This is a genomic window from Bacillus sp. TH19 (assembly GCF_016651075.1).
GTDB classification, from domain to species: Bacteria; Bacillota; Bacilli; order Bacillales; family Bacillaceae_G; genus Bacillus_A; species Bacillus_A mycoides.
Genome location: NZ_JAEKEO010000007.1, coordinates 1,694,866 through 1,721,469 on the forward strand (window position 1 = coordinate 1,694,866; position 26,604 = coordinate 1,721,469).

General features: G+C 37.6%; 25 protein-coding genes. All 25 read left to right on the forward strand.

The window, feature by feature from the left end; all coding sequences use genetic code 11:
• Positions 1-34 precede the first annotated feature (34 nt).
• The 25 genes from trmFO to rpsO all read left to right on the forward strand — a co-directional run bounded on the left by trmFO (position 35) and on the right by rpsO (position 26,554).
• Positions 35-1,339 carry an FADH(2)-oxidizing methylenetetrahydrofolate--tRNA-(uracil(54)-C(5))-methyltransferase TrmFO gene (gene trmFO, locus JFU54_RS12660; protein WP_002014534.1) on the forward strand — a complete coding sequence of 435 codons (1,305 nt, stop codon included), beginning with the start codon at positions 35-37 and terminating at the stop codon, positions 1,337-1,339.
• Between the two features lie 71 nt (positions 1,340-1,410).
• Complete coding sequence (gene xerC, locus JFU54_RS12665; RefSeq protein ID WP_201065582.1) at positions 1,411-2,310, forward strand: tyrosine recombinase XerC; 900 nt, start codon at positions 1,411-1,413, stop codon at positions 2,308-2,310.
• Between the two features lie 42 nt (positions 2,311-2,352).
• Positions 2,353-2,895 carry an ATP-dependent protease proteolytic subunit HslV gene (gene hslV / locus JFU54_RS12670; protein WP_002014538.1) on the forward strand — a complete coding sequence of 181 codons (543 nt, stop codon included), beginning with the start codon at positions 2,353-2,355 and terminating at the stop codon, positions 2,893-2,895.
• Between the two features lie 22 nt (positions 2,896-2,917).
• Positions 2,918-4,309: an ATP-dependent protease ATPase subunit HslU gene (gene hslU / locus JFU54_RS12675; protein WP_002014539.1), complete on the forward strand. Its 1,392-nt coding sequence runs from the start codon at positions 2,918-2,920 to the stop codon at positions 4,307-4,309.
• 77 nt (positions 4,310-4,386) lie between these two features.
• Positions 4,387-5,166, forward strand: a complete 780-nt coding sequence (gene codY / locus JFU54_RS12680) for a GTP-sensing pleiotropic transcriptional regulator CodY (protein WP_002014541.1) — start codon at positions 4,387-4,389, stop codon at positions 5,164-5,166.
• A gap of 354 nt (positions 5,167-5,520) precedes the next feature.
• Entirely contained in the window at positions 5,521-6,222 is a 702-nt protein-coding gene (gene rpsB, locus JFU54_RS12685; protein ID WP_002088178.1) for a 30S ribosomal protein S2, read from the forward strand.
• 103 nt (positions 6,223-6,325) lie between these two features.
• Entirely contained in the window at positions 6,326-7,213 is an 888-nt protein-coding gene (tsf, locus tag JFU54_RS12690) for a translation elongation factor Ts (protein WP_002088177.1), read from the forward strand.
• 66 nt (positions 7,214-7,279) lie between these two features.
• Positions 7,280-8,002, forward strand: coding sequence for a UMP kinase (pyrH, locus tag JFU54_RS12695; RefSeq protein WP_002014544.1), 723 nt, complete (start codon positions 7,280-7,282; stop codon positions 8,000-8,002).
• 3 nt (positions 8,003-8,005) lie between these two features.
• Positions 8,006-8,563, forward strand: coding sequence for a ribosome recycling factor (frr, locus tag JFU54_RS12700; RefSeq protein ID WP_000531506.1), 558 nt, complete (start codon positions 8,006-8,008; stop codon positions 8,561-8,563).
• An 85-nt stretch (positions 8,564-8,648) separates the two neighbouring features.
• Positions 8,649-9,425, forward strand: a complete 777-nt coding sequence (locus JFU54_RS12705; RefSeq protein WP_002014545.1) for an undecaprenyl pyrophosphate synthase — start codon at positions 8,649-8,651, stop codon at positions 9,423-9,425.
• Positions 9,426-9,442: 17 nt separating this feature from the next.
• The gene (gene cdsA, locus JFU54_RS12710; RefSeq protein WP_002088171.1) at positions 9,443-10,234 is read left to right on the forward strand and encodes a phosphatidate cytidylyltransferase; all 792 of its coding nucleotides are present in this window, start codon (positions 9,443-9,445) and stop codon (positions 10,232-10,234) included.
• Positions 10,235-10,257: 23 nt separating this feature from the next.
• Entirely contained in the window at positions 10,258-11,400 is a 1,143-nt protein-coding gene (gene dxr, locus JFU54_RS12715) for a 1-deoxy-D-xylulose-5-phosphate reductoisomerase (RefSeq protein WP_002014547.1), read from the forward strand.
• Positions 11,401-11,417: 17 nt separating this feature from the next.
• Complete coding sequence (gene rseP, locus JFU54_RS12720; protein WP_201064571.1) at positions 11,418-12,674, forward strand: RIP metalloprotease RseP; 1,257 nt, start codon at positions 11,418-11,420, stop codon at positions 12,672-12,674.
• Between the two features lie 109 nt (positions 12,675-12,783).
• The gene (locus JFU54_RS12725; RefSeq protein WP_201064574.1) at positions 12,784-14,484 is read left to right on the forward strand and encodes a proline--tRNA ligase; all 1,701 of its coding nucleotides are present in this window, start codon (positions 12,784-12,786) and stop codon (positions 14,482-14,484) included.
• Between the two features lie 124 nt (positions 14,485-14,608).
• On the forward strand, positions 14,609-18,910 hold the full coding sequence (locus JFU54_RS12730; RefSeq protein WP_002033677.1) for a PolC-type DNA polymerase III: 4,302 nt from the start codon (positions 14,609-14,611) through the stop codon (positions 18,908-18,910).
• A 333-nt stretch (positions 18,911-19,243) separates the two neighbouring features.
• Positions 19,244-19,714, forward strand: a complete 471-nt coding sequence (rimP, locus tag JFU54_RS12735; protein ID WP_002088165.1) for a ribosome maturation factor RimP — start codon at positions 19,244-19,246, stop codon at positions 19,712-19,714.
• Positions 19,715-19,731: 17 nt separating this feature from the next.
• Complete coding sequence (gene nusA, locus JFU54_RS12740; protein WP_002014554.1) at positions 19,732-20,838, forward strand: transcription termination factor NusA; 1,107 nt, start codon at positions 19,732-19,734, stop codon at positions 20,836-20,838.
• A gap of 11 nt (positions 20,839-20,849) precedes the next feature.
• The gene (rnpM, locus tag JFU54_RS12745) at positions 20,850-21,122 is read left to right on the forward strand and encodes an RNase P modulator RnpM (RefSeq protein ID WP_002088161.1); all 273 of its coding nucleotides are present in this window, start codon (positions 20,850-20,852) and stop codon (positions 21,120-21,122) included.
• Entirely contained in the window at positions 21,123-21,434 is a 312-nt protein-coding gene (locus JFU54_RS12750) for a YlxQ family RNA-binding protein (protein ID WP_002033679.1), read from the forward strand.
• A 4-nt stretch (positions 21,435-21,438) separates the two neighbouring features.
• A complete protein-coding gene (gene infB / locus JFU54_RS12755) occupies positions 21,439-23,505 on the forward strand; it encodes a translation initiation factor IF-2 (RefSeq protein WP_002014558.1) in 2,067 nt (688 codons plus the stop codon).
• Positions 23,502-23,783, forward strand: coding sequence for a DUF503 domain-containing protein (locus tag JFU54_RS12760; protein ID WP_002088157.1), 282 nt, complete (start codon positions 23,502-23,504; stop codon positions 23,781-23,783). The genes infB and JFU54_RS12760 overlap by 4 nt, the downstream gene beginning before the upstream one ends.
• A gap of 15 nt (positions 23,784-23,798) precedes the next feature.
• Positions 23,799-24,155 carry a 30S ribosome-binding factor RbfA gene (gene rbfA / locus JFU54_RS12765; RefSeq protein WP_002146104.1) on the forward strand — a complete coding sequence of 119 codons (357 nt, stop codon included), beginning with the start codon at positions 23,799-23,801 and terminating at the stop codon, positions 24,153-24,155.
• 90 nt (positions 24,156-24,245) lie between these two features.
• Positions 24,246-25,169, forward strand: a complete 924-nt coding sequence (gene truB, locus JFU54_RS12770; protein WP_201064577.1) for a tRNA pseudouridine(55) synthase TruB — start codon at positions 24,246-24,248, stop codon at positions 25,167-25,169.
• Between the two features lie 43 nt (positions 25,170-25,212).
• On the forward strand, positions 25,213-26,184 hold the full coding sequence (ribF, locus tag JFU54_RS12775) for a bifunctional riboflavin kinase/FAD synthetase (protein ID WP_002128800.1): 972 nt from the start codon (positions 25,213-25,215) through the stop codon (positions 26,182-26,184).
• A 100-nt stretch (positions 26,185-26,284) separates the two neighbouring features.
• Positions 26,285-26,554 (forward strand): 30S ribosomal protein S15, encoded by a 270-nt coding sequence (rpsO, locus tag JFU54_RS12780; RefSeq protein ID WP_001229392.1) that lies wholly within the window; start codon positions 26,285-26,287, stop codon positions 26,552-26,554.
• Positions 26,555-26,604: the final 50 nt, after the last annotated feature.

The following is a 26,604-nucleotide window of genomic DNA, read 5'->3' on the forward strand; positions in this document are numbered from 1 at the left end:
ATTTTTTTCGGGAAGAAAAGGAAAGGTGATATATATGACAACACAAGTAGTAAACGTCATTGGCGCAGGTCTTGCAGGAAGCGAAGCAGCTTACCAAATTGCAAAGCGTGGTGTCCAAGTAAAATTATATGAAATGAGACCAGTAAGGCAAACACCAGCTCATCATACAGATAAATTTGCTGAATTAGTATGTAGTAACTCACTTCGCGCAAACACATTGACAAATGCTGTTGGTGTTATTAAAGAAGAAATGCGTCTAATGGATTCTGTCATTATTCGTGCAGCTGATGAGTGCTCTGTACCAGCAGGAGGTGCTTTAGCTGTAGACCGTCATGAATTCGCGGCGAAAGTGACTGAATATGTGAAAAATCATCCGAACGTAACTGTAATGAATGAGGAAATCACTGAAATTCCAGAGGGACCAACTGTTATCGCGACAGGTCCACTTACGTCTCCGGATCTTTCTGCACAATTAAAAAAACTAACAGGTGAAGATTATTTTTATTTCTATGATGCTGCAGCGCCAATCGTTGAGAAAGACAGCATTGACATGAATAAAGTATATTTAAAATCCCGTTATGATAAAGGTGAAGCGGCATATTTAAACTGTCCAATGACAGAAGAAGAGTTTGATCGTTTTTATGAGGCTTTAATTGCTGCTGAGACAGTGCCTTTAAAAGAATTTGAAAAAGAAATTTTCTTTGAAGGTTGTATGCCAGTAGAAGTTATGGCAAGTAGAGGAAGACAGACGTTAGTATTTGGACCGATGAAGCCTGTTGGGTTAGAAGATCCGAAAACAGGGAAAACACCGTATGCGGTTGTTCAGTTACGTCAAGATGATGCAGCAGGAACATTATATAATATTGTAGGCTTCCAAACACATTTAAAGTGGGGGCCACAAAAAGAAGTGTTACAGCTAATTCCAGGACTAGAAAACGCAGAGATTGTACGTTATGGTGTAATGCATCGTAATACGTTTATTAATTCGCCTAATTTACTTCGTCCAACATATCAATATAAACAACGTGATGATTTATTCTTCGCTGGTCAAATGACTGGTGTAGAGGGTTATGTTGAATCAGCAGCATCAGGATTATTAGCGGGTATTAACGCTGCTCGACTTGTAAAAGGTGAAGAGCCAGTTGTATTACCACCTGTAACTGCAATGGGAAGTATGGCAAATTATATTACTGCGACAAATGCGAAAAACTTCCAGCCAATGAATGCAAACTTCGGTTTATTTACACCGTTAGAGAAGAAAATTAAAAAGAAACAAGAGCGAAATGAAGCGTATGCTACACGCGCTTTGGAAACAATTCAAAATTTTGTAAATATTTAATTAAATTTCTTGCAAAGGCTACTAAGTTGTGATACGATTTAGTAGCCTTTATTGAGGTGAATTATATGGATGTGAATGTGAAGAAATTGTTACAATTATTCGTTGGATATTTACAAATTGAAAGAAATTATTCAAAATATACAATTGCAAGTTATCAAAATGATTTAGAACATTTTGTGCAATTTATGGAGCGAGAAGGCATATCCTCTTTTTTAGATGTTACATACGCGGATGTTCGTTTATACTTGACGACGTTGCACGATCAGAAGTTAGCCCGTAAATCTGTCGCAAGGAAAGTATCAAGCTTACGAAGTTTATATCGTTTTTTGATGCGTGAAGGTTATCAAAAAGATAATCCGTTTGCACTTGCGTCACTTCCCAAGAAAGAATTGTCAATCCCAAAGTTTTTATATGCTGAAGAGTTAGAGGAATTGTTTGAAGTTTCTGATACAGGGGCACCATTAGGTCAAAGGAATCAAGCTATATTAGAGTTGATGTATGCAACTGGGATTCGTGTAAGCGAATGCGTTAATTTGCAACTTACCGACATTGACTTTGCAGTGGGAACAATTTTAGTGATGGGAAAAGGGAAAAAACAAAGATATATTCCGTTCGGAAGCTATGCACAAGATGCTTTAATTACTTATATAGAGAACGGGAGAAAACAGTTAGCTCAAAAGACTGAAGAACAATCTCATATGGTATTTTTAAATGCGAAAGGTAAGCCGTTAACAGATCAGGGTGTACGTTATGTTTTGAACGAACTCATTAAGAAAGCTTCACTTACAATGCGGATAAGTCCCCATATGTTAAGGCATACATTTGCTACACATATGTTGGATGAAGGAGCGGATTTACGTACTGTGCAGGAGCTATTAGGTCATGAGAATTTGTCAACCACACAAATTTATACGCATGTCTCTAAAGAAAGATTGCGTTCTGTGTACATGAAGCATCACCCGCGGGCATAAATTGCTTTTAAGGCTATAAAAACATATAAAGGAGTTTTTTCTATGGGAAATTTCCACGCTACAACGATATTTGCAGTTCATCATAATGGAGAATGTGCAATGGCTGGAGATGGTCAGGTAACGATGGGAAATGCTGTTGTAATGAAACATACAGCTCGCAAAGTTCGCAAACTTTTCCAAGGGAAAGTTTTAGCTGGTTTTGCAGGATCAGTTGCTGATGCATTTACTCTTTTTGAAATGTTTGAAGGAAAATTAGAAGAGTATAATGGCAACTTGCAGCGCGCTGCAGTTGAGATGGCGAAACAATGGCGTGGTGATAAAATGCTACGTCAGCTAGAAGCAATGCTCATTGTCATGGATAAAACAACGATGCTCCTTGTTTCAGGTACAGGAGAAGTGATTGAACCAGATGATGGTATTTTAGCAATTGGTTCAGGCGGACATTATGCACTTGCTGCTGGTCGTGCTTTAAAGCAACATGCAAGTGAACATTTAACAGCGAAACAAATTGCGAAGGCCAGTTTAGAAATTGCAGGCGATATTTGTGTTTATACGAACCACAACATAATTGTTGAAGAATTGTAGAATCGTAAGGGAGGCATTTTATATGCATTTACATTTTACTCCGCGTCAAATTGTGGAAAAATTAGATCAATACATCATCGGTCAAAAAGATGCAAAGAAAGCGGTTGCTGTAGCTCTACGAAATCGATACCGTCGCAGTAAATTAGTTGAAAATTTACGTGATGAAATTGCACCTAAAAACATTTTAATGATCGGACCGACAGGTGTTGGTAAAACAGAGGTAGCACGGCGAATGGCGAAACTCGTTGGAGCACCTTTTATTAAGGTTGAAGCGACGAAATTTACAGAAGTTGGATATGTGGGCCGAGATGTAGAGTCGATGGTCCGTGACCTTGTTGAAACGTCTGTTCGCATTGTGAAAGAGGAAATGGTAGTTAAAGTTCAAGATAAAGCAGAAGAGCAAGCGAATCAACGTCTTGTTGAAATTTTAGTGCCGAGTCCGGAGAAGCAATCTGGATTTAAAAATCCATTAGAAATGCTTTTTGGTGGTAATCAAAATTCAAACCAAACATCTGATGCACAGGAAGATGATGAAATCGAAAAGAAACGTCAAGATGTGGAAAGAAAGCTTGCGGCAGGCCTTCTTGAAGATGAAGTGATATCAATCGAAGTGACGGAACAACAGTCTTCTATGTTTGATATGTTGCAAGGAACTGGCATGGAGCAAATGGGAATGAATTTCCAAGATGCACTAGGAAGTATCATGCCGAAAAAAACGAAAAAACGTAAACTTTCTGTAAAAGAAGCAAGAAAACTCTTGACAAATGAAGAGGCACAGCGCTTAATTGATATGGATGAAGTTACACAAGAGGCTGTTTATCGTGCTGAACAGCTCGGGATTATTTTTATCGATGAAATTGACAAAATTGCTGGTAAGCAGTCGAATAGCGTAGATGTATCGCGTGAAGGTGTGCAACGTGACATTTTACCGATTGTAGAAGGATCGAATGTAGCAACGAAATACGGATCAGTAAAAACCGATTATATTTTATTTGTTGCAGCTGGAGCGTTCCATATGTCTAAACCGTCGGATTTAATTCCGGAATTGCAAGGGAGATTTCCGATTCGAGTAGAATTAACAAAATTATCGGCGGATGATTTTGTTAAAATATTAATCGAGCCTGACAATGCGCTAATTAAACAGTACACGGCGTTATTAGCGACTGAAGGTATAGAAATTGAATTTTCAGACGAAGCTATTCGTAAGATTGCTGAGATTGCTTATCAAGTTAATCAGGATACAGATAATATTGGAGCGAGAAGACTTCATACTGTTATGGAGAAGCTCCTTGAAGATTTATCGTTTGAGGCATCTGAAATTACGTTAGAGAAAATAACGATAACACCTCAATATGTTGAGGAAAAATTAGCGACAATAGCTAAAAATAAAGATGTGAGCCAGTTTATTTTGTAATAGTGTCATCAGGTGACTCGCCCTAGTTTCCAAGTGATGAAAAAATATGTAAGTAACATGTAGGAGGAAATTTTGAAATGGAATTATTAGCAAAAACGAGAAAATTAAATGCGTTATTACAGAGCGCAGCAGGAAAGCCTGTAAACTTTAGAGAGATGTCTGACACAATGTGTGAAGTAATTGAAGCGAACGTGTTCGTTGTAAGTCGTCGCGGTAAATTATTAGGATATGCGATTCACCAACAAATCGAAAACGAACGTATGAAGCACATGCTTGCAGAGCGTCAATTCCCAGAAGAGTATACGCAAAGTTTATTCAATGTTACAGAAACATCTTCAAATTTAGGTGTAGATAGTGACTACACAGCATTCCCAGTAGAAAATAGAGAATTATTCGGTCAAGGTTTAACTACAATCGTACCAATCGTTGGTGGCGGTGAGCGTCTAGGTACACTAGTATTAGCTCGTCTTGGTCAAGAGTTCTTAGACGATGATTTAATTCTTGCTGAATACAGCTCAACTGTTGTAGGTATGGAAATCTTACGTGAAAAAGCAGAAGAAATCGAAGAGGAAGCACGTAGTAAAGCTGTTGTTCAAATGGCGATTAGCTCATTATCTTACAGTGAGTTAGAAGCAATCGAGCATATCTTCGAAGAATTAAATGGAACAGAAGGTTTACTTGTTGCAAGTAAAATTGCTGATCGCGTAGGAATTACTCGTTCGGTAATCGTAAATGCACTACGTAAATTAGAAAGTGCTGGTGTTATTGAGTCTCGCTCTTTAGGTATGAAAGGAACATACATTAAAGTGCTAAACGACAAGTTTCTACAGGAACTTGCTAAATTAAAAACAAACTAATTTATAAAAAAGCTCTCCTCGCTTGAGGAGAGTTTTTTGTTTTTTTAAGTGAATGATTTTGCTTACGTAAGGCGTCATGACAACATTCATTAGAAAACTATTAATTAACCTTCAATTCCTTGCTTAAAGGAATTGAAGGTTGGTAATACTAGGATTTGAGCGTAAAAAAAAGAAAGTTTTACATTGTTCGCATTTTCGACTTGATTGTAATATTTCAGTATGATATAGTAAGCAGTGGTGTCAGTACAAAGTACACACGTTTACTGATTTAAGTGTTGGTGCTACGTTCGTAGTTTCGCTTAGAGATGAAGTAAACGGAGGATATCAAAAAAACCATTTAGGAGGAACTAAATTATGTCAGTAATTTCTATGAAACAATTGCTTGAAGCTGGTGTTCATTTCGGACATCAAACTCGTCGTTGGAACCCAAAAATGAAGCGTTACATCTTCACAGAGCGTAACGGTATCTACATCATCGACTTACAAAAAACTGTGAAAAAAGTTGAGGAAGCTTACAGAACGATGCGTGACATCGCTGCTGAAGGTGGAGACATTTTATTCGTAGGTACTAAAAAACAAGCACAAGAAGCTATTAAAGAAGAAGCAACTCGTGCTGGTATGTACTTCGTTAACCAACGTTGGTTAGGTGGAACTTTAACAAACTTCCAAACAATCCAAAAGCGTATCAAGCGTCTTAAAGATATCGAAAGAATGCAAGAAGATGGTACTTTCGAAGTACTTCCTAAGAAAGAAGTTGTTCAACTTAAAAAAGAGTTAGAGCGTCTTGAGAAATTCTTAGGCGGTATTAAAGATATGAAAGGTCTTCCAAGTGCATTATTCATAGTAGACCCTCGTAAAGAGCGTATTGCAGTTGCTGAAGCACGCAAATTACACATTCCAATCATCGGTATCGTTGATACAAACTGTGATCCGGACGAAATCGATCACGTTATTCCAGCAAACGATGATGCAATTCGTGCTGTAAAACTTCTTACATCTAAAATGGCAGACGCGATCCTTGAAACAAAACAAGGTGAAGAAACTGTTACTGCGTAACAAATTTGGAAAGGTGATAAGGGGTTCGGCCTTTTATCACCTTTTTTAAGGTATAAACACCTTTATAAAAGGTATAAATACATATTTTAGGAGGATGAAAAATATGGCAATCACTGCACAAATGGTAAAAGAACTTCGCGAAAAAACTGGCGCAGGTATGATGGACTGCAAAAAAGCTTTAACAGAAACTAACGGCGACATGGAGAAAGCAATTGACTTCTTACGTGAAAAAGGTATTGCGAAAGCTGCTAAAAAAGCAGACCGCATCGCTGCTGAAGGTTTAACTTTCATCGAAACAAACGGTAACGAAGGTTTAATCTTAGAATTAAACTCTGAGACTGATTTCGTTGCGAAAAACGAAGGTTTCCAAGCGTTAATTAAAGAATTAGCTGCTCACTTATTAGCTAACAAACCTGCTAACGTTGAAGAAGCTATGGCTCAAACAATCGAAGGCGGCAAAACAGTAGAAGAGCACATCAACGAAGCAATCGCTAAAATTGGTGAAAAACTTACACTTCGTCGTTTCGAAATCGTATCAAAGACTGATGCTGATGCATTCGGCGCTTACCTACACATGGGTGGACGTATTGGTGTATTAACAGTTCTTGAAGGTTCTACTGACGAAGCAGCTGCTAAAGATGTAGCAATGCACATCGCAGCAGTTAACCCTAAATACATCGACCGCGATGCTGTAACAGCTGAAGAAGTTGAGCATGAGCGTCAAGTATTAACACAACAAGCTTTAAACGAAGGCAAGCCTGAAAAAATCGTTGCGAAAATGGTAGAAGGCCGTCTTGGCAAATTCTTTGAAGAGATTTGCTTACTTGACCAAACATTCGTTAAGAATCCTGACATGAAAGTTCGTCAATTCGTTGAGTCTAAAGGCGGAACATTAAAAGGATTCGTTCGCTACGCTGTTGGTGAAGGTATCGAAAAACGCGAAGACAACTTTGCTGAAGAAGTAATGAACCAAGTAAAAGGTAACAACTAATACAAATTAGGGAACACATTGTGTTCCCTTTTTTAAAATAAAGATGTAAGCAATTGGAGGTTCATTATGAGTAAACCGAAATATAATCGTGTCGTTTTAAAGCTGAGCGGAGAAGCTTTAGCTGGTGAGCAAGGATTTGGAATTAACCCAGCTGTTATTAAGTCAGTTGCGGAACAAGTGAAAGAAATTGCAGAACTTGATGTAGAGGTTGCTGTTGTTGTTGGTGGCGGTAACATTTGGCGTGGGAAAATTGGAAGCGAAATGGGCATGGATCGTGCAGGAGCAGATTACATGGGCATGTTAGCAACAGTTATGAATTCATTAGCTCTTCAAGATAGCTTAGAGAATATTGGAATTCAAACTCGCGTACAAACTTCAATTGAGATGCGTCAAGTGGCAGAGCCTTACATTCGTCGTAAAGCAATTCGTCACTTAGAGAAAAAACGTGTTGTTATCTTTGCTGCAGGTACAGGTAACCCATACTTCTCTACAGATACAACAGCAGCATTACGTGCAGCTGAAATCGAAGCGGACGTTATTTTAATGGCGAAAAATAATGTGGATGGCGTATATAGTGCAGATCCATCTATTGACCCAACAGCTACGAAATACGAAACACTTACTTACTTAGATGTATTAAAAGCAGGTTTAGGTGTAATGGATTCTACAGCTTCTTCTTTATGTATGGATAATGATATTTCATTAATTGTATTCTCGGTTATGGAAAAAGGTAACATTAAACGTGCCGTTTTAGGCGAAAATATTGGAACAGTTGTAAGGGGGAAATAAATTATGGGACAACAAGTATTGAAGTCTTCAAATGAAAAAATGGAAAAAGCAGTTGCTGCTTATTCTCGTGAATTAGCAACAGTTCGCGCTGGTCGTGCAAGCTCGTCTGTATTAGATAAGGTACAAGTTGATTACTATGGTGCACCAACACCAGTTGTGCAATTAGCGAACATTACAGTTCCAGAAGCACGTTTGCTTGTAATTCAACCTTATGATAAAACTTCTATCGGTGATATTGAAAAAGCAATTTTAAAAGCAGATTTAGGCTTAAACCCTTCTAATGATGGAACTGTAATTCGTATTGCATTCCCTGCATTAACAGAAGAGCGTCGTCGCGATCTTGTAAAAGTTGTGAAGAAATATGCTGAGGAAGCAAAAGTTGCTGTTCGTAACGTACGTCGTGACAGTAATGATGACCTTAAGAAGCTTGAAAAAGCTGGCGACATTACAGAAGATGATTTAAGAGGATATACTGAAGATATTCAAAAAGAAACAGATAAATATATTGCAAAAGTTGACGAAATCGCAAAAAACAAAGAAAAAGAAATTATGGAAGTGTAATAGCGATAATTTCGCAAATATGACCCTCTTCTTAAGGGGGTCTTTTTACACTTTTAGGCATACGTCTGCTTGTTGGAGGGTATGAATGATGTTTAAAAAGTTTCCTTTTTTTAAAAGTAAAAAGGTCACATCGTTTGATCATCTCATTGAAAAAGTGAAAAAAGGATATATCCCAGAACATATTGCTATTATTATGGATGGTAATGGAAGATGGGCAAAGAGAAGAGCCATGCCTCGCATTGCTGGTCATCATGAAGGTATGCAAGTTGTGAAGAAAATCACAAAATTTGCAAGTAAGCTTGATGTGAAAGTATTAACTCTTTATGCTTTTTCGACTGAGAACTGGAAAAGACCGAAAAAAGAAGTTGATTATTTGATGAAGCTTCCAGAAGAATTTTTAGGTGCATTTTTACCAGAGTTGATTGAAGAAAACGTACAAGTCCGAGTAATAGGGCAAAAAGATCGTCTTCCTACGCATACGCGCAGAGCGATGGAAAAAGCCATGGAAGATACGAAAGAGAATACGGGATTAATTCTTAATTTCGCGTTAAACTATGGAAGTCGAGATGAAATCGTTTCTGCTGTGCAACATATGATGAAAGATAGTGAGGAAGGAAAAATTCGTTCGGAAGAAATAAGTGAAGAAAAGATTTCTTCTTACTTAATGACGAGTTCTTTACCTGATCCAGAGTTGTTAATCCGTACAAGCGGAGAGCTACGTATTAGTAATTTCATGTTATGGCAAATTGCTTATTCGGAATTTTGGTTTACAGATGTGTATTGGCCAGATTTTACCGAGGAACATTTGCTAAATGCGATTACAGACTTTCAACATAGAGGGCGCAGATTCGGAGGCGTGTAGAAAGAGAGGGTTTGGTAGTGAAACAGAGAATTATTACTGGAGTGATTGCTGCCGCGCTATTCATTCCCATCGTAATTTACGGTGGCGTGCCTTTTACAGTTTTAGTGTATGCACTTGCTTCTATAGGTTTATATGAATTAATTCGTATGAACAAGCTTACGCTTATTTCGGTACCAACAGTTTTAGCTGCAGTATTATTGTGGATTATTTTAATTCCGAGTAGTGCATCAGAACTGTTTACGTGGATTGGGTTAGGTAAATTAGAAATCACATTTGTGATTGTTTTATTACTTTTATCATATACAGTCCTTTCTAAGAATACATTTACTTTTGACAATGCTTCATTTTTACTTATGGCAACGACATATGTTGGAATGGGATTCTTATATTTAAATGAAACGAGAATATTAGGAATCAAATATGTGTTCTGTGCACTATTTGTCATATGGGCAACTGATTCAGGTGCATATTTCATAGGGAAAGCATTTGGAAAAAGAAAATTATGGCCAGAAATTAGTCCGAATAAAACGATTGAAGGTTCATTAGGCGGTATTGTTTGTGGAATTGTTGTTGCACTTGTTTACAATATGTTCTTCCCAGTTGAAGCGAATGTAGGAGTTTTAATCGTTCTGACGATTATCATTTCTATTTTTGGACAAATTGGTGATTTAGTGCAATCTGCATTTAAACGCCATTATGGTGTAAAGGATTCAGGTACAATTTTACCTGGACATGGTGGTATTTTAGATCGAACAGATAGTTGGTTATTTGTGTTACCAATTCTATACTTCTTATTACAATACAATTAATAAATGAACGAGGGGTTGGAGTCATGAAAAACATTAGTTTACTAGGTGCAAGCGGATCAATCGGTACACAAACATTAGATGTGTTACGCTCGCACCCAGACCAATTCCGTCTCGTTGCTTTTTCTGTAGGGAAAAATGTTGATTATGCAGTAAAGGTAATTCAAGAATTTTCCCCGCAAATTGTCTCTGTGCAAAGAGAGGAAGATGTTTTAAAATTACAAGCTGTTTCTGGTAATACAAAAGTAGTATATGGTAGCGAAGGCTTATTAGAAGTAGCGCTGCACCCAGATACAGAAATTGTAGTGAATGCTGTTGTAGGTAGCGTAGGGTTGTTACCGACACTCCGCGCAATTGAGGCGAAAAAAACAATTGGAATTGCAAATAAAGAAACGTTAGTAACTGCAGGGCATCTTGTAATGGAAGCAGCACGAAAACATAATGTATCGTTACTTCCAGTAGACAGTGAACATTCAGCTATTTTTCAATGCTTGAATGGTGAAAATGAAAAAAGAATCTCTCGCTTAATTATAACTGCTTCAGGCGGAAGTTTTCGTGATAAAACGAGAGATGAATTGCATCAAGTGACCGTAGAAGATGCACTTCGTCATCCAAACTGGTCAATGGGTTCGAAAATTACAATTGATTCTGCTACAATGATGAATAAGGGGCTAGAAGTAATTGAAGCACACTGGCTTTTTGGTATCCCTTATGAGCAAATCGATGTTGTTCTACATAAAGAAAGTATTATTCATTCTATGGTTGAATTTGAAGATCGTAGTGTAATGGCACAGCTTGGCTCACCTGATATGCGAGTACCGATTCAATACGCGCTTACATATCCTGATAGATTGCCTCTTTCAGACACGAAACAGTTAAATTTATGGGAAATGGGAACATTGCATTTTGAGAAAATGAATCAAGAGCGTTTCCGTTGTCTACGTTTTGCGTATGAAGCTGGAAAGACAGGTGGAAGTATGCCGGCTGTAATGAACGCGGCAAATGAAGTAGCTGTTGAAGCTTTTTTACAAAAGAGAATTGGTTTCTTAACAGTGGAAGACCTCATTGAAAAAGCAATGCACCATCACACTGTCATTGCACGTCCGAGCTTAGAGGAAATTCAGGAAATTGACGCAGCCACAAGACGGTTTGTGATGGAACAAATTTAGCAAAGGTGGTTATGGAATTGAATACAGCGATTGCCTTTATATTAATTTTCGGTGCACTCGTATTTTTCCATGAGCTAGGGCATCTATATTTCGCAAAAAGAGCAGGTATTTTGTGCCGCGAGTTTGCGATTGGTTTTGGTCCGAAAATATTCTCATTTGAAAAGAATGAAACGGTGTATACGATTCGATTACTGCCCCTTGGTGGCTATGTAAGAATGGCTGGCGAGGATGCGGACACAGTTGAGTTAAAACCTGGAAAAAAGGTTGGACTTGTATTAAATGAAAAAGACGAAGTTGTGAAATTAGTTTTTGACGGACATGAAAAATATCCAAATGTTCGTGTCATTGAAGTCGAACAAGCTGATTTAGAGCATAATCTTACAATTTTGGGTTATGAAGAGTACGAGGAAGAGCTGCAAACATTCCGAGTAAATGAAAAAGCTCGTATCATTTCTACGGGGGAAGAAATTCAAATCGCTCCGTACAATAGACAATTTGGCTCTAAAAAATTGGGCCAACGTGCTCTAACAATCTTTGCAGGTCCTGCAATGAACTTTATTCTAGCATTTGTTGTTTTTGTGATTCTTGGATTTGTACAAGGAGTTCCTGTTGACAAACCAATGGTCGGAAAAGTAATGGAGAATAGTGCTGCAGAACAAGCTGGATTAAAAGAAAACGATACAATTCAAGCAATCAATGGGAAAAACACTAGTACATGGAAAGATGTTGTAACGATTGTACGTGAAAACCCAAATAAAGAAATTACGTTACATGTAAAGCGTGATAGTGAGCAATTTAATGTGAAAGTAACACCAACGCTTGATAAAGAAGGAAAAGACGAAGTTGGTAGAATTGGTGTTTATTCTCCTGTAGAGAAAACAGTGATGGGTTCTATTAAATCAGGGTTTGAACAAACATACGAATGGACGAAACTAATTTTTGATTCTCTTGTGAAATTAGTAACGGGTCAATTTTCTATTAATGAGTTGTCAGGTCCAGTAGGAATTTATAATCTAACAGATCAAGTTGTAGATTATGGATTTACGCGTGTACTAAGTTTAGCGGCAGTTTTAAGTATTAACCTTGGTTTATTTAATTTATTACCAGTCCCAGCTTTAGACGGTGGACGTTTGTTCTTCTTCTTAATTGAAGCATTACGAGGAAAACCAATTGATCGTCAAAAAGAAGGAATGGTTCACTTTATTGGGTTTGCATTATTAATGTTGCTTATGTTAGTTGTAACATGGAATGACATCCGTAAGTTTTTCTTGTAAAATAAGAAGAAGTTTATAATGAAATAGAGCTCATAGAATAAAATCCCTCACCTAACTCGAGGTGAGGGATTTTATTGCGTGTAAGAGTAAAATGAAGAGGTGCGAATAAATGAAACAAAGTATGGTATTCAGTCCTACATTACGTGAAGTTCCAGCAGATGCTGAAATTAAGAGTCATCAATTATTACTTCGCGCAGGGTTTATGCGTCAAAATGCTTCTGGTATTTATAGTTTTCTACCATTTGGTTTAAAAGTGTTACACAAAGTAGAACGTATTGTTCGTGAAGAAATGGAGCGCGCAGGGGCAGTAGAACTATTAATGCCAGCTATGCAAGCTTCTGAATTATGGCAAGAATCAGGTCGTTGGTATTCTTACGGATCAGAATTAATGCGTATGAAAGATCGTAATGCTCGCGAGTTTGCGCTAGGGGCAACTCATGAGGAAGTAATTACAGATCTTGTACGTGATGAAATTAAATCATACAAAAAACTACCATTAACATTATATCAAATTCAAACAAAATTCCGTGATGAGCAAAGACCACGTTTCGGTTTATTACGCGGAAGAGAATTTTTAATGAAAGATGCGTATTCTTTCCATGCAACACAAGGAAGTTTGGATGAAGTATATAGCGGTTTATACAAAGCGTATTCTAATATCTTTGCTCGTTGTGGTTTGAATTTCCGTGCAGTTATCGCTGATTCTGGAGCAATGGGTGGAAAAGATACACACGAATTTATGGTGTTATCTGATGTAGGTGAAGATACAATTGCGTATTCTGATACATCTGATTATGCGGCAAATGTTGAAATGGCTCCTGTTGTTGCTACGTATACGAAGAGTGATGAAGCCGAAAAAGCACTTGAAAAAGTAGCAACTCCAGATCAAAAAGCTATTGAAGAAGTATCTGCATTCTTAAATATCGCAGCGGAAAAATGCATTAAATCTATGGTGTTTAAAGTAGATGCGAAATTAGTAGTAGTACTTGTTCGTGGTGATCATGAAGTCAATGATGTAAAAGTGAAGAATGTATACGGAGCTTCAGTCGTTGAGTTTGCTTCACATGAAGAAATAAAAGAGTTATTAAACTGTGAAGTGGGTTCTTTAGGACCGATTGGTGTTACAGGGGATATCGAAATTATCGCTGACCATGCTGTAGCATCAATTGTCAACGGATGTTCAGGAGCGAACGAAGAAGGGTTCCATTATGTAAATGTAAATCCAGAACGTGACTTTAAAGTAAGTCAATATACGGATTTACGCTTCATCCAAGAAGGAGACCAATCTCCAGATGGAAATGGAACAATTCTTTTCGCACGTGGAATTGAAGTTGGTCATGTATTCAAATTAGGAACTCGTTATAGTGAAGCAATGAACGCAACGTTCTTAGATGAAAACGGAAAAACAAAACCACTTATTATGGGTTGTTACGGTATCGGTGTATCTCGTACAGTGGCAGCAATCGCAGAGCAGTTTAATGATGAGAACGGTTTAGTTTGGCCAAAAGCTGTTGCACCGTTCCATGTGCATGTAATTCCAGTAAATATGAAATCTGATGCACAACGTGAAATGGGTGAAAATATCTACAACTCATTACAAGAACAAGGGTACGAAGTATTACTAGATGATCGTGCAGAACGTGCAGGTGTTAAATTTGCAGATGCAGATTTATTCGGCCTTCCAGTTCGTGTTACAGTTGGTAAAAAAGCAGATGAAGGTATTGTAGAAGTGAAAGTACGTGCTACAGGCGAGTCTGAAGAAGTGAAAGTAGAAGAACTTCAAACATATATTGCTAATATTTTAAAATAAGAAGAGGTACCTCGTAATGAGGTACCTTCTCTTTCTTTGTAAACGTATTTTGTAAAAGAAGAAGGAAGAAATCTTTCTTTGTAGTACGTTTCAATTTATAATAGCAAATGGAAGGAGAGTGCTTATGTCATTAACAAATGAACAACAAGAGCGATTTCAAATTTTGCTCCAACAGTTGCAAATACCAGAAGACCTTATAAATCAATATTTACATGGCGGTGGTATTGAAAAGCTAGTTATTGATAAAGCGAATAAAAGTTGGCATTTTGACTTACAAGTGCCACGTATTTTGCCGACAGAATTATATGAGTTGCTAGAAACAAAGCTTAAGCAATCATTTTCTCATATTGCAAGAACAACATTTGCATTAGAAGCAGAGAATAAACAATTTACAGAAGAAGAAGTGAAGGCATATTGGCCGCTTTGTACAGAACGAATTACATTTTCACCTATGTTCGCGTACTTAAAGAAGCAACTTCCGCAGGTCAATGGCGTGAAGTTGCTATTAAATGTGAATAATGAGCTGGAATCTACTACTTTAAAGAAAAACGTTGCGAAACCAGTAGGTGATCAATACGAAGCTTTTGGATTCCCGCGTTTTCAGTTAGACACACATATAAAGCAAAATGCAGAAGAAATGCAAAAGTTTCGTGAGCAAACACAGGAAGAAGATCGTCAACGAGTTATACAGGCTATGGAAGAGATGGCTAAAAGGCAAGCTGAAGAAAGTGATGTTGTTCACGAAGGACCAGTTGTGCTTGGTTATCTTATTAAGCCAGATGAAGAGATTACGCCGCTGCGTGAGATTCAAGATGAAGAAAGAAGAAAAACCGTTCAAGGGTATGTTTTCCATGTAGAGACGAAAGAACTTCGTAGTGGACGTACATTATTAACTTTAAAGATAACTGACTATACGGACTCTATTATGATTAAGATGTTCTCACGTGATAAAGAAGATATCCCGATGTTACAATCCTTGAAAAAAGGAACTTGGGTAAAAGCGCGTGGTTCAGTTCAAAATGATACATTCGTGCGTGATTTAGTTATGATCGCAAATGATATAAATGAAATAACGGGACCTTCTCGTAAAGATAAAGCAAAAGAAGGAGAAAAAAGAGTAGAACTTCATCTTCATACTCCAATGAGTCAAATGGATGCTGTTACTTCTGTTTCTAAGCTCGTTGCCCAAGCCGGAAAATGGGGGCATGAGGCTATTGCAGTTACAGACCATGCTGTTGCACAGTCGTTCCCAGAAGCATATTCTGCTGGTAAAAAGGCTGGAGTTAAAGTTCTATATGGTGTAGAAGCAAATTTAGTTAATGATGGTGTGCCGATAGCATATAACGAAGCACATCGTCTACTTGCAGAAGAAACATATGTTGTCTTTGACGTTGAGACAACAGGGTTATCTGCTGTATATGATACAGTCATTGAGTTAGCTGCTGTAAAGGTAAAAGGTGGAGAAATTATTGATCGCTTTGAATCTTTCGCAAATCCCCATCAACCATTATCGGCGACGATTATTGAATTAACAGGTATTACAGATGATATGTTAACTGATGCACCAGAAGTGGACGAAGTGTTTAAAAAGTTTGAGGAATGGATGGGTGACCATACACTTGTTGCTCATAACGCAAGCTTCGATATGGGCTTTATTAACGTAGGTTTTAAAAAGGCTGGGATAGAAAAAACGAAAAATCCAGTTATTGATACGTTAGAACTTGCACGGTTCTTATTCCCAGAAATGAAAAATCATCGATTAAATACGATGTGTAAAAAGCTTGATATTGAATTAACGCAACATCACCGTGCGATTTATGATACAGAAGCAACGGGATATTTACTTGTGAAGATGTTAAAAGATGTGATTGAAAAGGGATTTGAATATCACGATCAACTAAACGATAGTATGGGACAAGGGGATGCGTATAAACGTGGGCGTCCAAGTCATATGACGTTACTTGCCACATCAGATGTTGGGTTGAAAAACTTATACAAACTTGTTTCATATTCTCACCTGAATTACTTTTATCGTGTACCACGTGTACCACGATCACTATTAAAAAAATATCGCGAAGGCATTTTAGTAGGAACAGCTTGTGACAAAGGTGAAGTATTTGAAGCTATGATGCAAAAAGCGCCTGAAGAAGTAGAAGAAATTGCACAGTTTTACGATTACATTGAGGTTATGCCTCCAGAAGTGTTACGTCATTTAGTGGAACGTGAACTCGTTCGAGATGAAGGACAGTTAAAAACAATAATTTCTAACTTAGTAAAACTAGGTGAGACGTTAGATAAGCCAGTTGTTGCTACTGGGAATGTGCATTATTTAGATCCAGAGGACGCGATATATCGGAAAATTTTAGTCAGTTCGCAGGGAGGAGCTAATCCGTTAAATCGCCATTCATTACCGCCTGTACATTTCCGTACAACAAATGAAATGCTAGATTGTTTTTCATTCTTAGGTGAAGACAAAGCAAAAGAAATTGTTGTGACAAATACACACAAAATCGCATCATTAATTGGTGATGTTCGTCCAGTAAAAGATGATTTATACACACCGAAAATTGAAGGTGCTGATGATGAAACACGTGATATGAGCTATATAATGGCAAGAAGTATCTATGGAGATGAACTACCGGAAATTGTAGAAGCTCGTTTGGAAAAAGAATTGAAAAGTATTATTGGACATGGATTCGCCGTTATTTATTTAATTTCACATAAGCTTGTGAAAAAATCGTTAGTGGACGGTTATCTAGTAGGCTCGCGTGGATCGGTAGGTTCATCATTTGTTGCAACGATGATGGAAATTACAGAAGTAAACCCATTACCACCGCACTATGTATGTCCAAAGTGTAAACAATCAGAGTTCTTTAATGACGGTTCTGTAGGTTCTGGTTTTGATTTACCAGATAAAGAATGCCCAACATGTAATGTTCCATATGTGAAAGATGGCCATGACATTCCTTTCGAAACGTTCCTTGGATTTAAAGGGGATAAGGTACCGGATATCGATTTGAATTTCTCCGGAGAATACCAACCACGCGCCCATAACTATACGAAATTACTGTTCGGTGAAGATTATGTATACCGCGCAGGAACAATTGGTACGGTTGCGGAAAAAACCGCTTATGGGTATGTGAAAGGTTATGCTAATGATCATAACTTAACAATTCGAAATGCAGAGATTGATCGCTTAGTTGCAGGATGTACAGGTGTAAAGCGTACGACCGGACAGCATCCAGGTGGTATTATCGTTGTACCAGATTACATGGATATCTTTGACTTTTCACCAATTCAGTTTCCGGCTGATTCAATAGGTGCTGAGTGGAGAACAACGCACTTTGACTTCCACTCAATTCATGATAATTTATTGAAACTTGATATATTAGGACACGATGATCCGACTGTTATTCGTATGCTTCAAGATTTAAGTGGTATTGACCCGAAAACAATCCCAACGGATGATCCAGAAGTAATGAAAATTTTCTCTGGTCCAGAATCTTTAGGGGTAACGGAAGAACAAATTAACTGTAAAACAGGTACACTTGGTATACCAGAGTTTGGTACGAAATTCGTAAGACAAATGTTAGAAGAAACGAAACCAACGACGTTTTCAGAGCTTGTCCAAATTTCTGGACTGTCCCATGGTACAGATGTATGGTTAGGTAATGCGAATGAATTAATTTATAACGGTACGTGTACACTGAGTGAAGTTATCGGTTGTCGTGATGACATCATGGTATATTTAATTTATCAAGGCTTGGATCCATCATTAGCCTTCAAAATCATGGAGTCGGTGCGTAAAGGTAAAGGTGTACCAGAAGAATGGGAAGAGGAAATGAGAAATAACAATGTACCAGGTTGGTATATTGATTCATGTAAGAAGATTAAGTACATGTTCCCTAAAGCCCATGCGGCTGCTTACGTACTTATGGCTGTACGTATTGCATACTTTAAAGTACATTTCGCACTTTTATTCTATGCGGCATATTTTACAGTTCGTGCAGATGACTTTGATGTAGAGGCGATGGCGAAAGGTTCAGCATCCATACGTGTAAAAATTGATGAAATTGCACAAAAAGGATTGGATGCAGCACCGAAAGAGAAGAGTTTATTAACGGTACTAGAAATGACACTTGAAATGTGTGAGCGTGGTTATTCATTCCAAAAGGTTGATTTATACCGCTCGCATGCAACCGAATTTATAATTGATGGGGATACTTTAATTCCTCCATTTAATGCGGTTCCCGGTCTTGGTACAAACGCAGCTTTCAGTATTGTTGAAGCTCGTAAAAATGGTGATTTCTTATCAAAAGAAGACTTACAGCAGCGCAGTAAGGTTTCTAAAACGATTATTGAGTATTTAGATGGTCAAGGTTGTCTAGGAGATTTACCGGATCAAAACCAATTGTCACTGTTCTAATAGGTAGGAAAAATCTTTGCAAATCAACATTTGCTATGGTATACTATAAACCGAGATAACCATGTCATGTATATTTTGTGAAAAAGAGAGTGGGGAAACCCACTCTTTCGTGTTACTATCTACATTTTGCTGATGTAGATAGTAAAGATATTTCTGTCGTATATACATATTTTGTTACAAGTTTTACTTCTTAAATTTGGTAATACTAAGACAGATATTCCCTGCTTAACGGCAGGGGCTTTTGTTAGCTAACGAGAAAGAATAAGATAGACCGTCTTTATGAACGGGATCTTTTCTTGTAAATGGTACATGGCGGCAGGAAGGAGGCTGTTTATGGATAAGAAAGTCACAGAAATTGTAGAAGCATTTGCGCAGCCAATCGTTGAAGAGTTAAATCTTGAACTTGTAGATGTAGAGTATGTGCAAGAAGGACAAGACTGGTTCTTACGCGTATTCATCGATTCTGAAAAGGGAGTCGAAATTGAAGAATGCGGTGCGGTAAGTGAACGTTTAAGCGAAGCTTTAGATAAAGAGGATCCAATTCCTCATCTTTACTTTTTGGATGTATCATCTCCTGGAGCGGAACGTCCATTAAAGAAAGAGAAAGACTTCCAGCAAGCGGTAGGAAAACAAGTGGCAATTAAAACATATAAGCCGATTGATGGTGAGAAGATGTTTGAAGGAAAGCTACTTTCCTACGACGGTAATACAATTACACTACTATTAACAATTAAAACACGTAAAAAAGAAATCCAAATTCCAATGGATAAAGTTGCAAATGCGCGACTTGCTGTTACGTTTTAGTAAGAAGGGGGATCTTCATGAGCACTGAGTTGTTAGATGCTTTGCTCGTATTAGAGTCAGAAAAAGGTATTAGCAAAGATATTATTATTGATGCGATTGAAGCAGCATTAATCTCTGCTTATAAACGCAATTTTAACCAAGCACAAAACGTTCGTGTGAGCTTTAACCCAGAAGTGGGAACAATTCAAGTTTTAGCACGTAAGGACGTTGTAGATAATGTGTTTGATCCACGTCTTGAAATCTCTGTAGAAGAGGCAAGACAAATTAATCCAAACTACCAAGATGGTGACGTACTAGAAATTGAAGTAACGCCAAAAGATTTTGGTCGTATTGCAGCGCAAACTGCAAAACAAGTTGTAACACAACGAGTTCGTGAGGCGGAACGTGGTGTAATTTATTCAGAATTTAGTGATCGTGAAGAAGACATTATGGTTGGTATTGTACAGCGCCAAGATGCTCGTTTCATCTATGTAAGCTTAGGTAAAGTAGAAGCTTTATTACCTGTAAGTGAGCAAATGCCAAATGAGCAATATAAACCACATGATCGTATTCGCGTATTTATTACAAAAGTAGAAAAGACAACAAAAGGACCACAAATTTACGTATCACGTACACATCCTGGTCTTTTAAAACGTTTATTCGAAATGGAAGTTCCAGAAATTTATGATGGAACTGTAGAAATTCGCTCTGTAGCACGTGAAGCAGGCGACCGTTCTAAAATTTCTGTATATGCAGAGAATATCGATGTTGATCCAGTAGGTTCTTGTGTAGGACCGAAAGGACAACGTGTACAACGCGTTGTAGATGAACTAAAAGGTGAAAAGATTGACATCGTTCGCTGGTCGAATGACCCAGTTGAATATGTTGCAAATGCTTTAAGTCCATCACAGGTTGTTAAAGTACTTGTAGATGAAGCAGAGAAAGCAACAACTGTTGTTGTTCCAGACCACCAGCTTTCATTAGCGATTGGTAAGCGTGGACAAAATGCGCGTCTTGCAGCTAAATTAACAGGCTGGAAAATTGATATTAAAAGTGAGTCTGATGCGAAACAACTTGGTATTGTGACAGAAGAAGATAGCGTAATCGCATTCGGATTCGATTCAGCTGAAGACGAAATCGAATAGAGGTGATGAGTATGAGCAATCGAAAAGTTCCGTTACGAAAATGTATTGCGACGCAAGAGATGAAATCAAAACGAGAGCTAGTTCGCATTGTTCGTTCCAAAGAGGGCGAAGTGTCTATTGATTTATCAGGAAAAAAATCAGGACGAGGTGCATATTTATCAAAAGATAAAGAAAGCATTATTCAAGCCCAAAAGAAAAACATTTTGGAACATCATCTAAAAGCGAAAATCGACAGTTCTCTGTACGAAGAGCTTCTTGAGCTTGTTGAGAAGGAGTCGAAATAAGTGTCTGATTGGAAATCATTTTTAGGACTAGCAAACCGCGCTCGAAAACTTATTTCGGGTGAAGAACTCGTTTTAAAAGAAGTACGAAGTGGCAAAGCAAAGCTAGTATTGCTTTCTGAAGATGCGTCAGCGAACACTACAAAACGTATCATTGATAAAACCACGTACTACAACATACCAATGAGAAAAGTCGAAAATCGACAACAATTAGGGCATGCGATTGGGAGAGACGAGCGAGTCGTTGTAGCTGTTTTAGATGAAGGCTTTGCGAAAAAGCTACGTAGCATGCTCGATACAAATTACCGGGGGTGAAGGTATGAGTAAAATTCGAGTACATGAATATGCAAAAAAAAATAATATCTCAAGTAAAGATCTTATGACAAAACTAAAAGAGATGAATATCGAGGTTTCGAATCATATGACAATGTTAGAAGATGAAGTAGTAAACAAATTAGATAATCAATATAGCGCTGGAGCGGAAAAACCTTCTGTTGCAGATGAGTTTGAAGTAGAAGAGAAAGTTGTTCGCAGTAAAAAGAACAGCAATAAGAATAAGAAAAAAGGCAAAGCAAATGAAGATAAACGTCAAGATAACTTTGCTGGAAGACAACAAACACCAATAGTAGAAACACCAGATAAAATCACTTTCTCTGGAAGCCTTACAGTAGGTGACCTTGCTAAAAAGTTAAGCAAAGAGCCATCTGAAATTATTAAAAAGCTCTTCATGCTAGGAATTATGGCGACAATTAACCAAGACTTAGATAAAGATACAATTGAGTTAATTGCTACTGATTACGGTATTGAAGTAGAAGAAGAAGTAGTTGTAAGTGAAACTGAATTTGAAACATTCATCGATGAGCAAGATGATGAAGAAAACTTAAAAGAACGTCCAGCTGTTGTTACAATTATGGGACACGTTGACCATGGTAAAACAACATTGCTTGACTCTATCCGTAATTCAAAAGTAACTGCTGGCGAAGCTGGTGGAATTACTCAGCATATCGGTGCATACCAAGTTGATGTAAATGATAAGAAAATTACGTTCTTAGATACACCAGGTCACGCGGCATTTACAACAATGCGTGCTCGTGGTGCACAAGTAACAGATATTACAATTCTTGTTGTTGCAGCTGATGACGGTGTTATGCCACAAACAGTTGAAGCGATTAGCCATGCGAAAGCAGCTGGAGTACCAATTATTGTTGCTGTGAATAAAATGGATAAACCAGCGGCAAATCCTGATCGTGTAATGCAAGAATTAACAGAATATGAATTAGTTCCAGAAGCTTGGGGCGGAGACACGATTTTCGTACCAATTTCTGCAATTCAAGGCGAGGGAATTGACAACTTACTAGAAATGATCCTTCTTGTGAGTGAAGTAGAAGAATATAAAGCAAATCCAAATCGCTATGCAGCTGGTACTGTAATTGAAGCACAGCTTGATAAAGGTAAAGGAACTATCGCGACACTACTTGTTCAAAACGGTACACTTCGAGTTGGAGATCCAATTGTTGTTGGAACATCATTCGGTCGTGTTCGTGCAATGGTAAGTGATATTGGTCGTCGTGTAAAAGTTGCTGGTCCATCAACTCCTGTTGAAATTACAGGTTTAAATGAAGTGCCACAAGCGGGAGATCGTTTCATGGCATTCGCTGATGAGAAGAAAGCTCGTCAAATTGGTGAATCACGTGCACAAGAAGCGTTAGTTGCACAACGTGGTGAGAAATCTAAATTCAGCCTGGAAGATTTATTCCAACAAATCCAAGAGGGCGATGTAAAAGAAATTAACTTAATTGTGAAAGCAGACGTACAAGGTTCTGTAGAAGCAATGGCAGCATCACTTCGTAAAATTGATGTTGAAGGCGTAAAAGTAAAAATTATCCATACAGGCGTAGGTGCGATTACAGAATCTGATATTATTTTAGCTTCTGCATCTAATGCAATTGTAATTGGATTTAACGTACGCCCTGATGTGAATGCGAAGCGTACAGCTGAATTAGAGAAAGTTGATGTTCGTTTACACCGTATTATCTATAAAGTAATCGAAGAAATTGAATCAGCAATGCAAGGTATGCTGGATCCAGAATTCGAAGAAAAAGTAATCGGTCAAGCGGAAGTTCGTCAAACATTCAAAGTAACAAAAGTTGGAACAATCGCAGGTTGTTACGTAATAGACGGTAAAATTACACGTGATAGTGGCGTTCGTATTATCCGTGATGGCGTAGTAGTCTTCGAAGGAAAACTTGATACGTTAAAACGTTTCAAAGACGACGTAAAAGAAGTTGCACAAAACTATGAGTGTGGTATTACAATTGAGAGATATAATGATCTTAAAGAAGGGGACATCATTGAAGCATACGTTATGGAAGAAGTGAAGCGATGATTATCGCTTCACTCTCATTCGAGTGTATGATTTACGATGTGCATTCTTTAAAAGAGAAACGAGCAATTTTGCAACGTGTGTTAACTCGTGTGAAACAGCGCTATAATGTAGCTGTTTCTGAAGTTGGGCATCAAGATGTATGGCAACGTACAGAAATTGCAATTGTTTCCGTATCCTCAAATCGTGTTGTCTGTGAAAAAGAAATGAATCGTGTACTTGAGTATATCGATTCATTTCCTGAAATTGAACGTACGATAACACATTTGGAATGGTATTGAATGAGGTGAAGAGTTATGAAATTACGTGCGAACCGTGTGGGCGAGCAAATGAAAAAAGAATTAGGCGACATTATCAGTCGTAAAATTAAAGACCCACGTATTGGATTTGTTACAGTAACAGATGTACAGGTAAGTGGAGATTTACAAATTGCTAAAGTATATATTTCTGTTTTAGGTGACGAAGAACAGAAAGAAAATACATTAAAAGGTTTAGCGAAGGCAAAAGGCTTTATTCGTTCAGAAATTGGCCAACGTATTCGTCTTCGTAAAACGCCGGAAATTTCCTTCGAGTTTGATGAGTCTATTGGATATGGTCATCGAATTGATACACTTTTACATCAAATTAATAAAGACGGTAAACGTGAAGAATAATGGATAGACATTTGTCTATCCATTTTTTCAATGTAAAATAAGTTTTGCATAATTGCAATTACTACAAAAGAATAATGATGAGGTGAGTATATGGAAGGTGTAGTATTATTACATAAGCCAAAGGGAATGACATCACATGATTGTGTGTTCAAATTAAGAAAGATATTGCGTGAGAAACGAATTGGTCATACAGGGACACTGGATCCAGAGGTAACAGGAGTATTACCTATTTGCGTTGGGCGTGCAACAAAAATTGCGCAATTTTTAACAAGTGAAACAAAAACATACGAAGGTGAAGTGACATTAGGATTTTCAACAACAACAGAAGATGCTTCTGGTGAAGTTGTGGAGAAACAAGATGTAAATCGTGTCATTACACGTAAAGAAGTAGAAGAGGTACTAGCGGAATTAACAGGGACAATTGAACAAATGCCGCCGATGTTCTCAGCTGTAAAAGTTAACGGGAAAAAACTATACGAATATGCAAGGGCAGGACAAGAAGTTGAACGTCCAGTTCGTACAATTACAATTCATGAATTTGTATTACTTGATGAACGTGAAGTTTTTGAAGGAGAAAATATTTCATTTCGTTTCCGTGTAACGTGTAGTAAAGGAACATATGTAAGAACACTAGCAGTAATGATAGGTGAAAAACTTGGATTTCCATCACATATGTCTCACCTTGTAAGAACAGCATCTGGTGAATTTTTGCTAGAAGATTGCATATCATTTGAAGAAATTGAAGAAAACGTGCAAAATGGAACAGTAGAGTCTATTTTCATCTCAATTGATGAGGCGCTAAGTAAGTTTCCAAAAATGGTTGTAGATGAAAAGCAAGCTGAAAAAATAAAGAACGGTATGTTCTTAAACAATGAATTAGAAACAACAGCACCATTTATTACAGTATTTGATAAAAATGATCGTTGCTTAGCAATTTATGAGCATCACCCAAAACACCCTGGAATGCTAAAGCCAATGAAAGTACTTGTGAATAATCAAGAACTAAAGCTATAATGAATTATTGGAAGGATTATTACAGAAAAAGGTGAATTCAAGCGTGAAACTTATTCATTTAACTCATCCACATGAACAAAATAAAATAGAATTACCACCTACTGTAATGGCATTAGGATATTTTGATGGCATTCATTTAGGACATCAACGTGTGATTCGAACAGCGAAAAAAATAGCGGATGAAAGAGGATGTAAAAGTGCTGTCATGACGTTCCATCCACACCCATCTGTTGTATTAGGAAAAAAAGAAGCGCATGTGGAGTATATTACACCGATGCGCCTTAAAGAAGAAATCATCGCAAGTTTAGGAATTGATATCTTATATGTGGTGAAATTCGATGAGCCATTTGCTGGATTATTACCACAGCAGTTTGTCGATGAGTATATTATTGGTTTAAATGTAAAGCATGTAGTAGCAGGCTTTGATTATTCATATGGACGTTTAGGAAAAGGGAAGATGGAGACTTTACCATTTCATGCAAGAGGGGAGTTTACACAGACCGTGATCGAAAAAGTTGAATATCAAGAAGAAAAAGTAAGTTCTACTTCATTACGAAAGTTAATTCGAAACGGTGAAATGGAACAAATTCCATCTATTTTAGGGAGAGCTTACACGGTAGAAGGAACAGTTGTACACGGTGATAAGCGTGGACGTCAAATTGGTTTCCCAACTGCAAATGTAGGTTTAAGTGATGAATATTTGTTGCCACCTGTAGGTGTATATGCGGTAAGGTTGAAGGTTCATGATGAATGGCATGATGGTGTATGTAATATCGGATATAAACCAACTTTCAAAGAGAATGAGCGTCAATTATCTATTGAAGTGCATCTATTTGAATTTAATAAAGACATATACGATCAAAGTGTTACAGTGGAATGGCACATGCGTATAAGAGAAGAAAAAAAGTTTAATGGAATTGATGAGTTAGTTGCGCAAATCGCTCAAGATAAAAAGGTTGCCCAAGAATATTTTGCGAGCGTAAAGAATATACTTGCTTTTTCAAATGAAAAGTAGTATTCTATGTTATGTACTTTATGACAACCATTACTTGGCATTGCGACTCACCGATGCTTGCTAGGTAACTGGGGGTTTAATTATTAGGAGGTGAAATAGGATGGCTTTAACACAAGAGCGTAAAAATGAAATCATTGCACAATTTAGAACTCATGAGACTGATACTGGTTCTCCAGAGGTTCAAATTGCTGTCCTAACGGAGCAAATTAACACTCTAAACGAGCACTTACGTACTCACAAGAAGGATCATCATTCACGTCGTGGTCTATTAAAGATGGTTGGTAAACGTCGTAACTTACTTACTTACCTTCGTAATAGCGATATCACACGTTACCGTGAATTAATCACAAAGCTTGGCTTACGTCGATAGTCAAAGAAGCGGGAATATTCCCGCTTTTTTGTTAGGTAAAAATATATCTT

Excerpts from the sequence above, each read along its gene's own strand:
- trmFO (WP_002014534.1), top strand. The coding sequence starts at position 35 with ATGACAACACAAGTAGTAAACGTCATTGGCGCAGGTCTTGCAGGAAGC.
- hslV (WP_002014538.1), top strand. The coding sequence starts at position 2,353 with ATGGGAAATTTCCACGCTACAACGATATTTGCAGTTCATCATAATGGA.
- hslU (WP_002014539.1), top strand. The coding sequence starts at position 2,918 with ATGCATTTACATTTTACTCCGCGTCAAATTGTGGAAAAATTAGATCAA.
- codY (WP_002014541.1), top strand. The coding sequence starts at position 4,387 with ATGGAATTATTAGCAAAAACGAGAAAATTAAATGCGTTATTACAGAGC.
- rpsB (WP_002088178.1), top strand. The coding sequence starts at position 5,521 with ATGTCAGTAATTTCTATGAAACAATTGCTTGAAGCTGGTGTTCATTTC.
- tsf (WP_002088177.1), top strand. The coding sequence starts at position 6,326 with ATGGCAATCACTGCACAAATGGTAAAAGAACTTCGCGAAAAAACTGGC.
- pyrH (WP_002014544.1), top strand. The coding sequence starts at position 7,280 with ATGAGTAAACCGAAATATAATCGTGTCGTTTTAAAGCTGAGCGGAGAA.
- frr (WP_000531506.1), top strand. The coding sequence starts at position 8,006 with ATGGGACAACAAGTATTGAAGTCTTCAAATGAAAAAATGGAAAAAGCA.
- JFU54_RS12705 (WP_002014545.1), top strand. The coding sequence starts at position 8,649 with ATGATGTTTAAAAAGTTTCCTTTTTTTAAAAGTAAAAAGGTCACATCG.
- dxr (WP_002014547.1), top strand. The coding sequence starts at position 10,258 with ATGAAAAACATTAGTTTACTAGGTGCAAGCGGATCAATCGGTACACAA.
- JFU54_RS12725 (WP_201064574.1), top strand. The coding sequence starts at position 12,784 with ATGAAACAAAGTATGGTATTCAGTCCTACATTACGTGAAGTTCCAGCA.
- JFU54_RS12730 (WP_002033677.1), top strand. The coding sequence starts at position 14,609 with ATGTCATTAACAAATGAACAACAAGAGCGATTTCAAATTTTGCTCCAA.
- rimP (WP_002088165.1), top strand. The coding sequence starts at position 19,244 with ATGGATAAGAAAGTCACAGAAATTGTAGAAGCATTTGCGCAGCCAATC.
- nusA (WP_002014554.1), top strand. The coding sequence starts at position 19,732 with ATGAGCACTGAGTTGTTAGATGCTTTGCTCGTATTAGAGTCAGAAAAA.
- rnpM (WP_002088161.1), top strand. The coding sequence starts at position 20,850 with ATGAGCAATCGAAAAGTTCCGTTACGAAAATGTATTGCGACGCAAGAG.
- infB (WP_002014558.1), top strand. The coding sequence starts at position 21,439 with ATGAGTAAAATTCGAGTACATGAATATGCAAAAAAAAATAATATCTCA.
- JFU54_RS12760 (WP_002088157.1), top strand. The coding sequence starts at position 23,502 with ATGATTATCGCTTCACTCTCATTCGAGTGTATGATTTACGATGTGCAT.
- rbfA (WP_002146104.1), top strand. The coding sequence starts at position 23,799 with ATGAAATTACGTGCGAACCGTGTGGGCGAGCAAATGAAAAAAGAATTA.
- truB (WP_201064577.1), top strand. The coding sequence starts at position 24,246 with ATGGAAGGTGTAGTATTATTACATAAGCCAAAGGGAATGACATCACAT.
- rpsO (WP_001229392.1), top strand. The coding sequence starts at position 26,285 with ATGGCTTTAACACAAGAGCGTAAAAATGAAATCATTGCACAATTTAGA.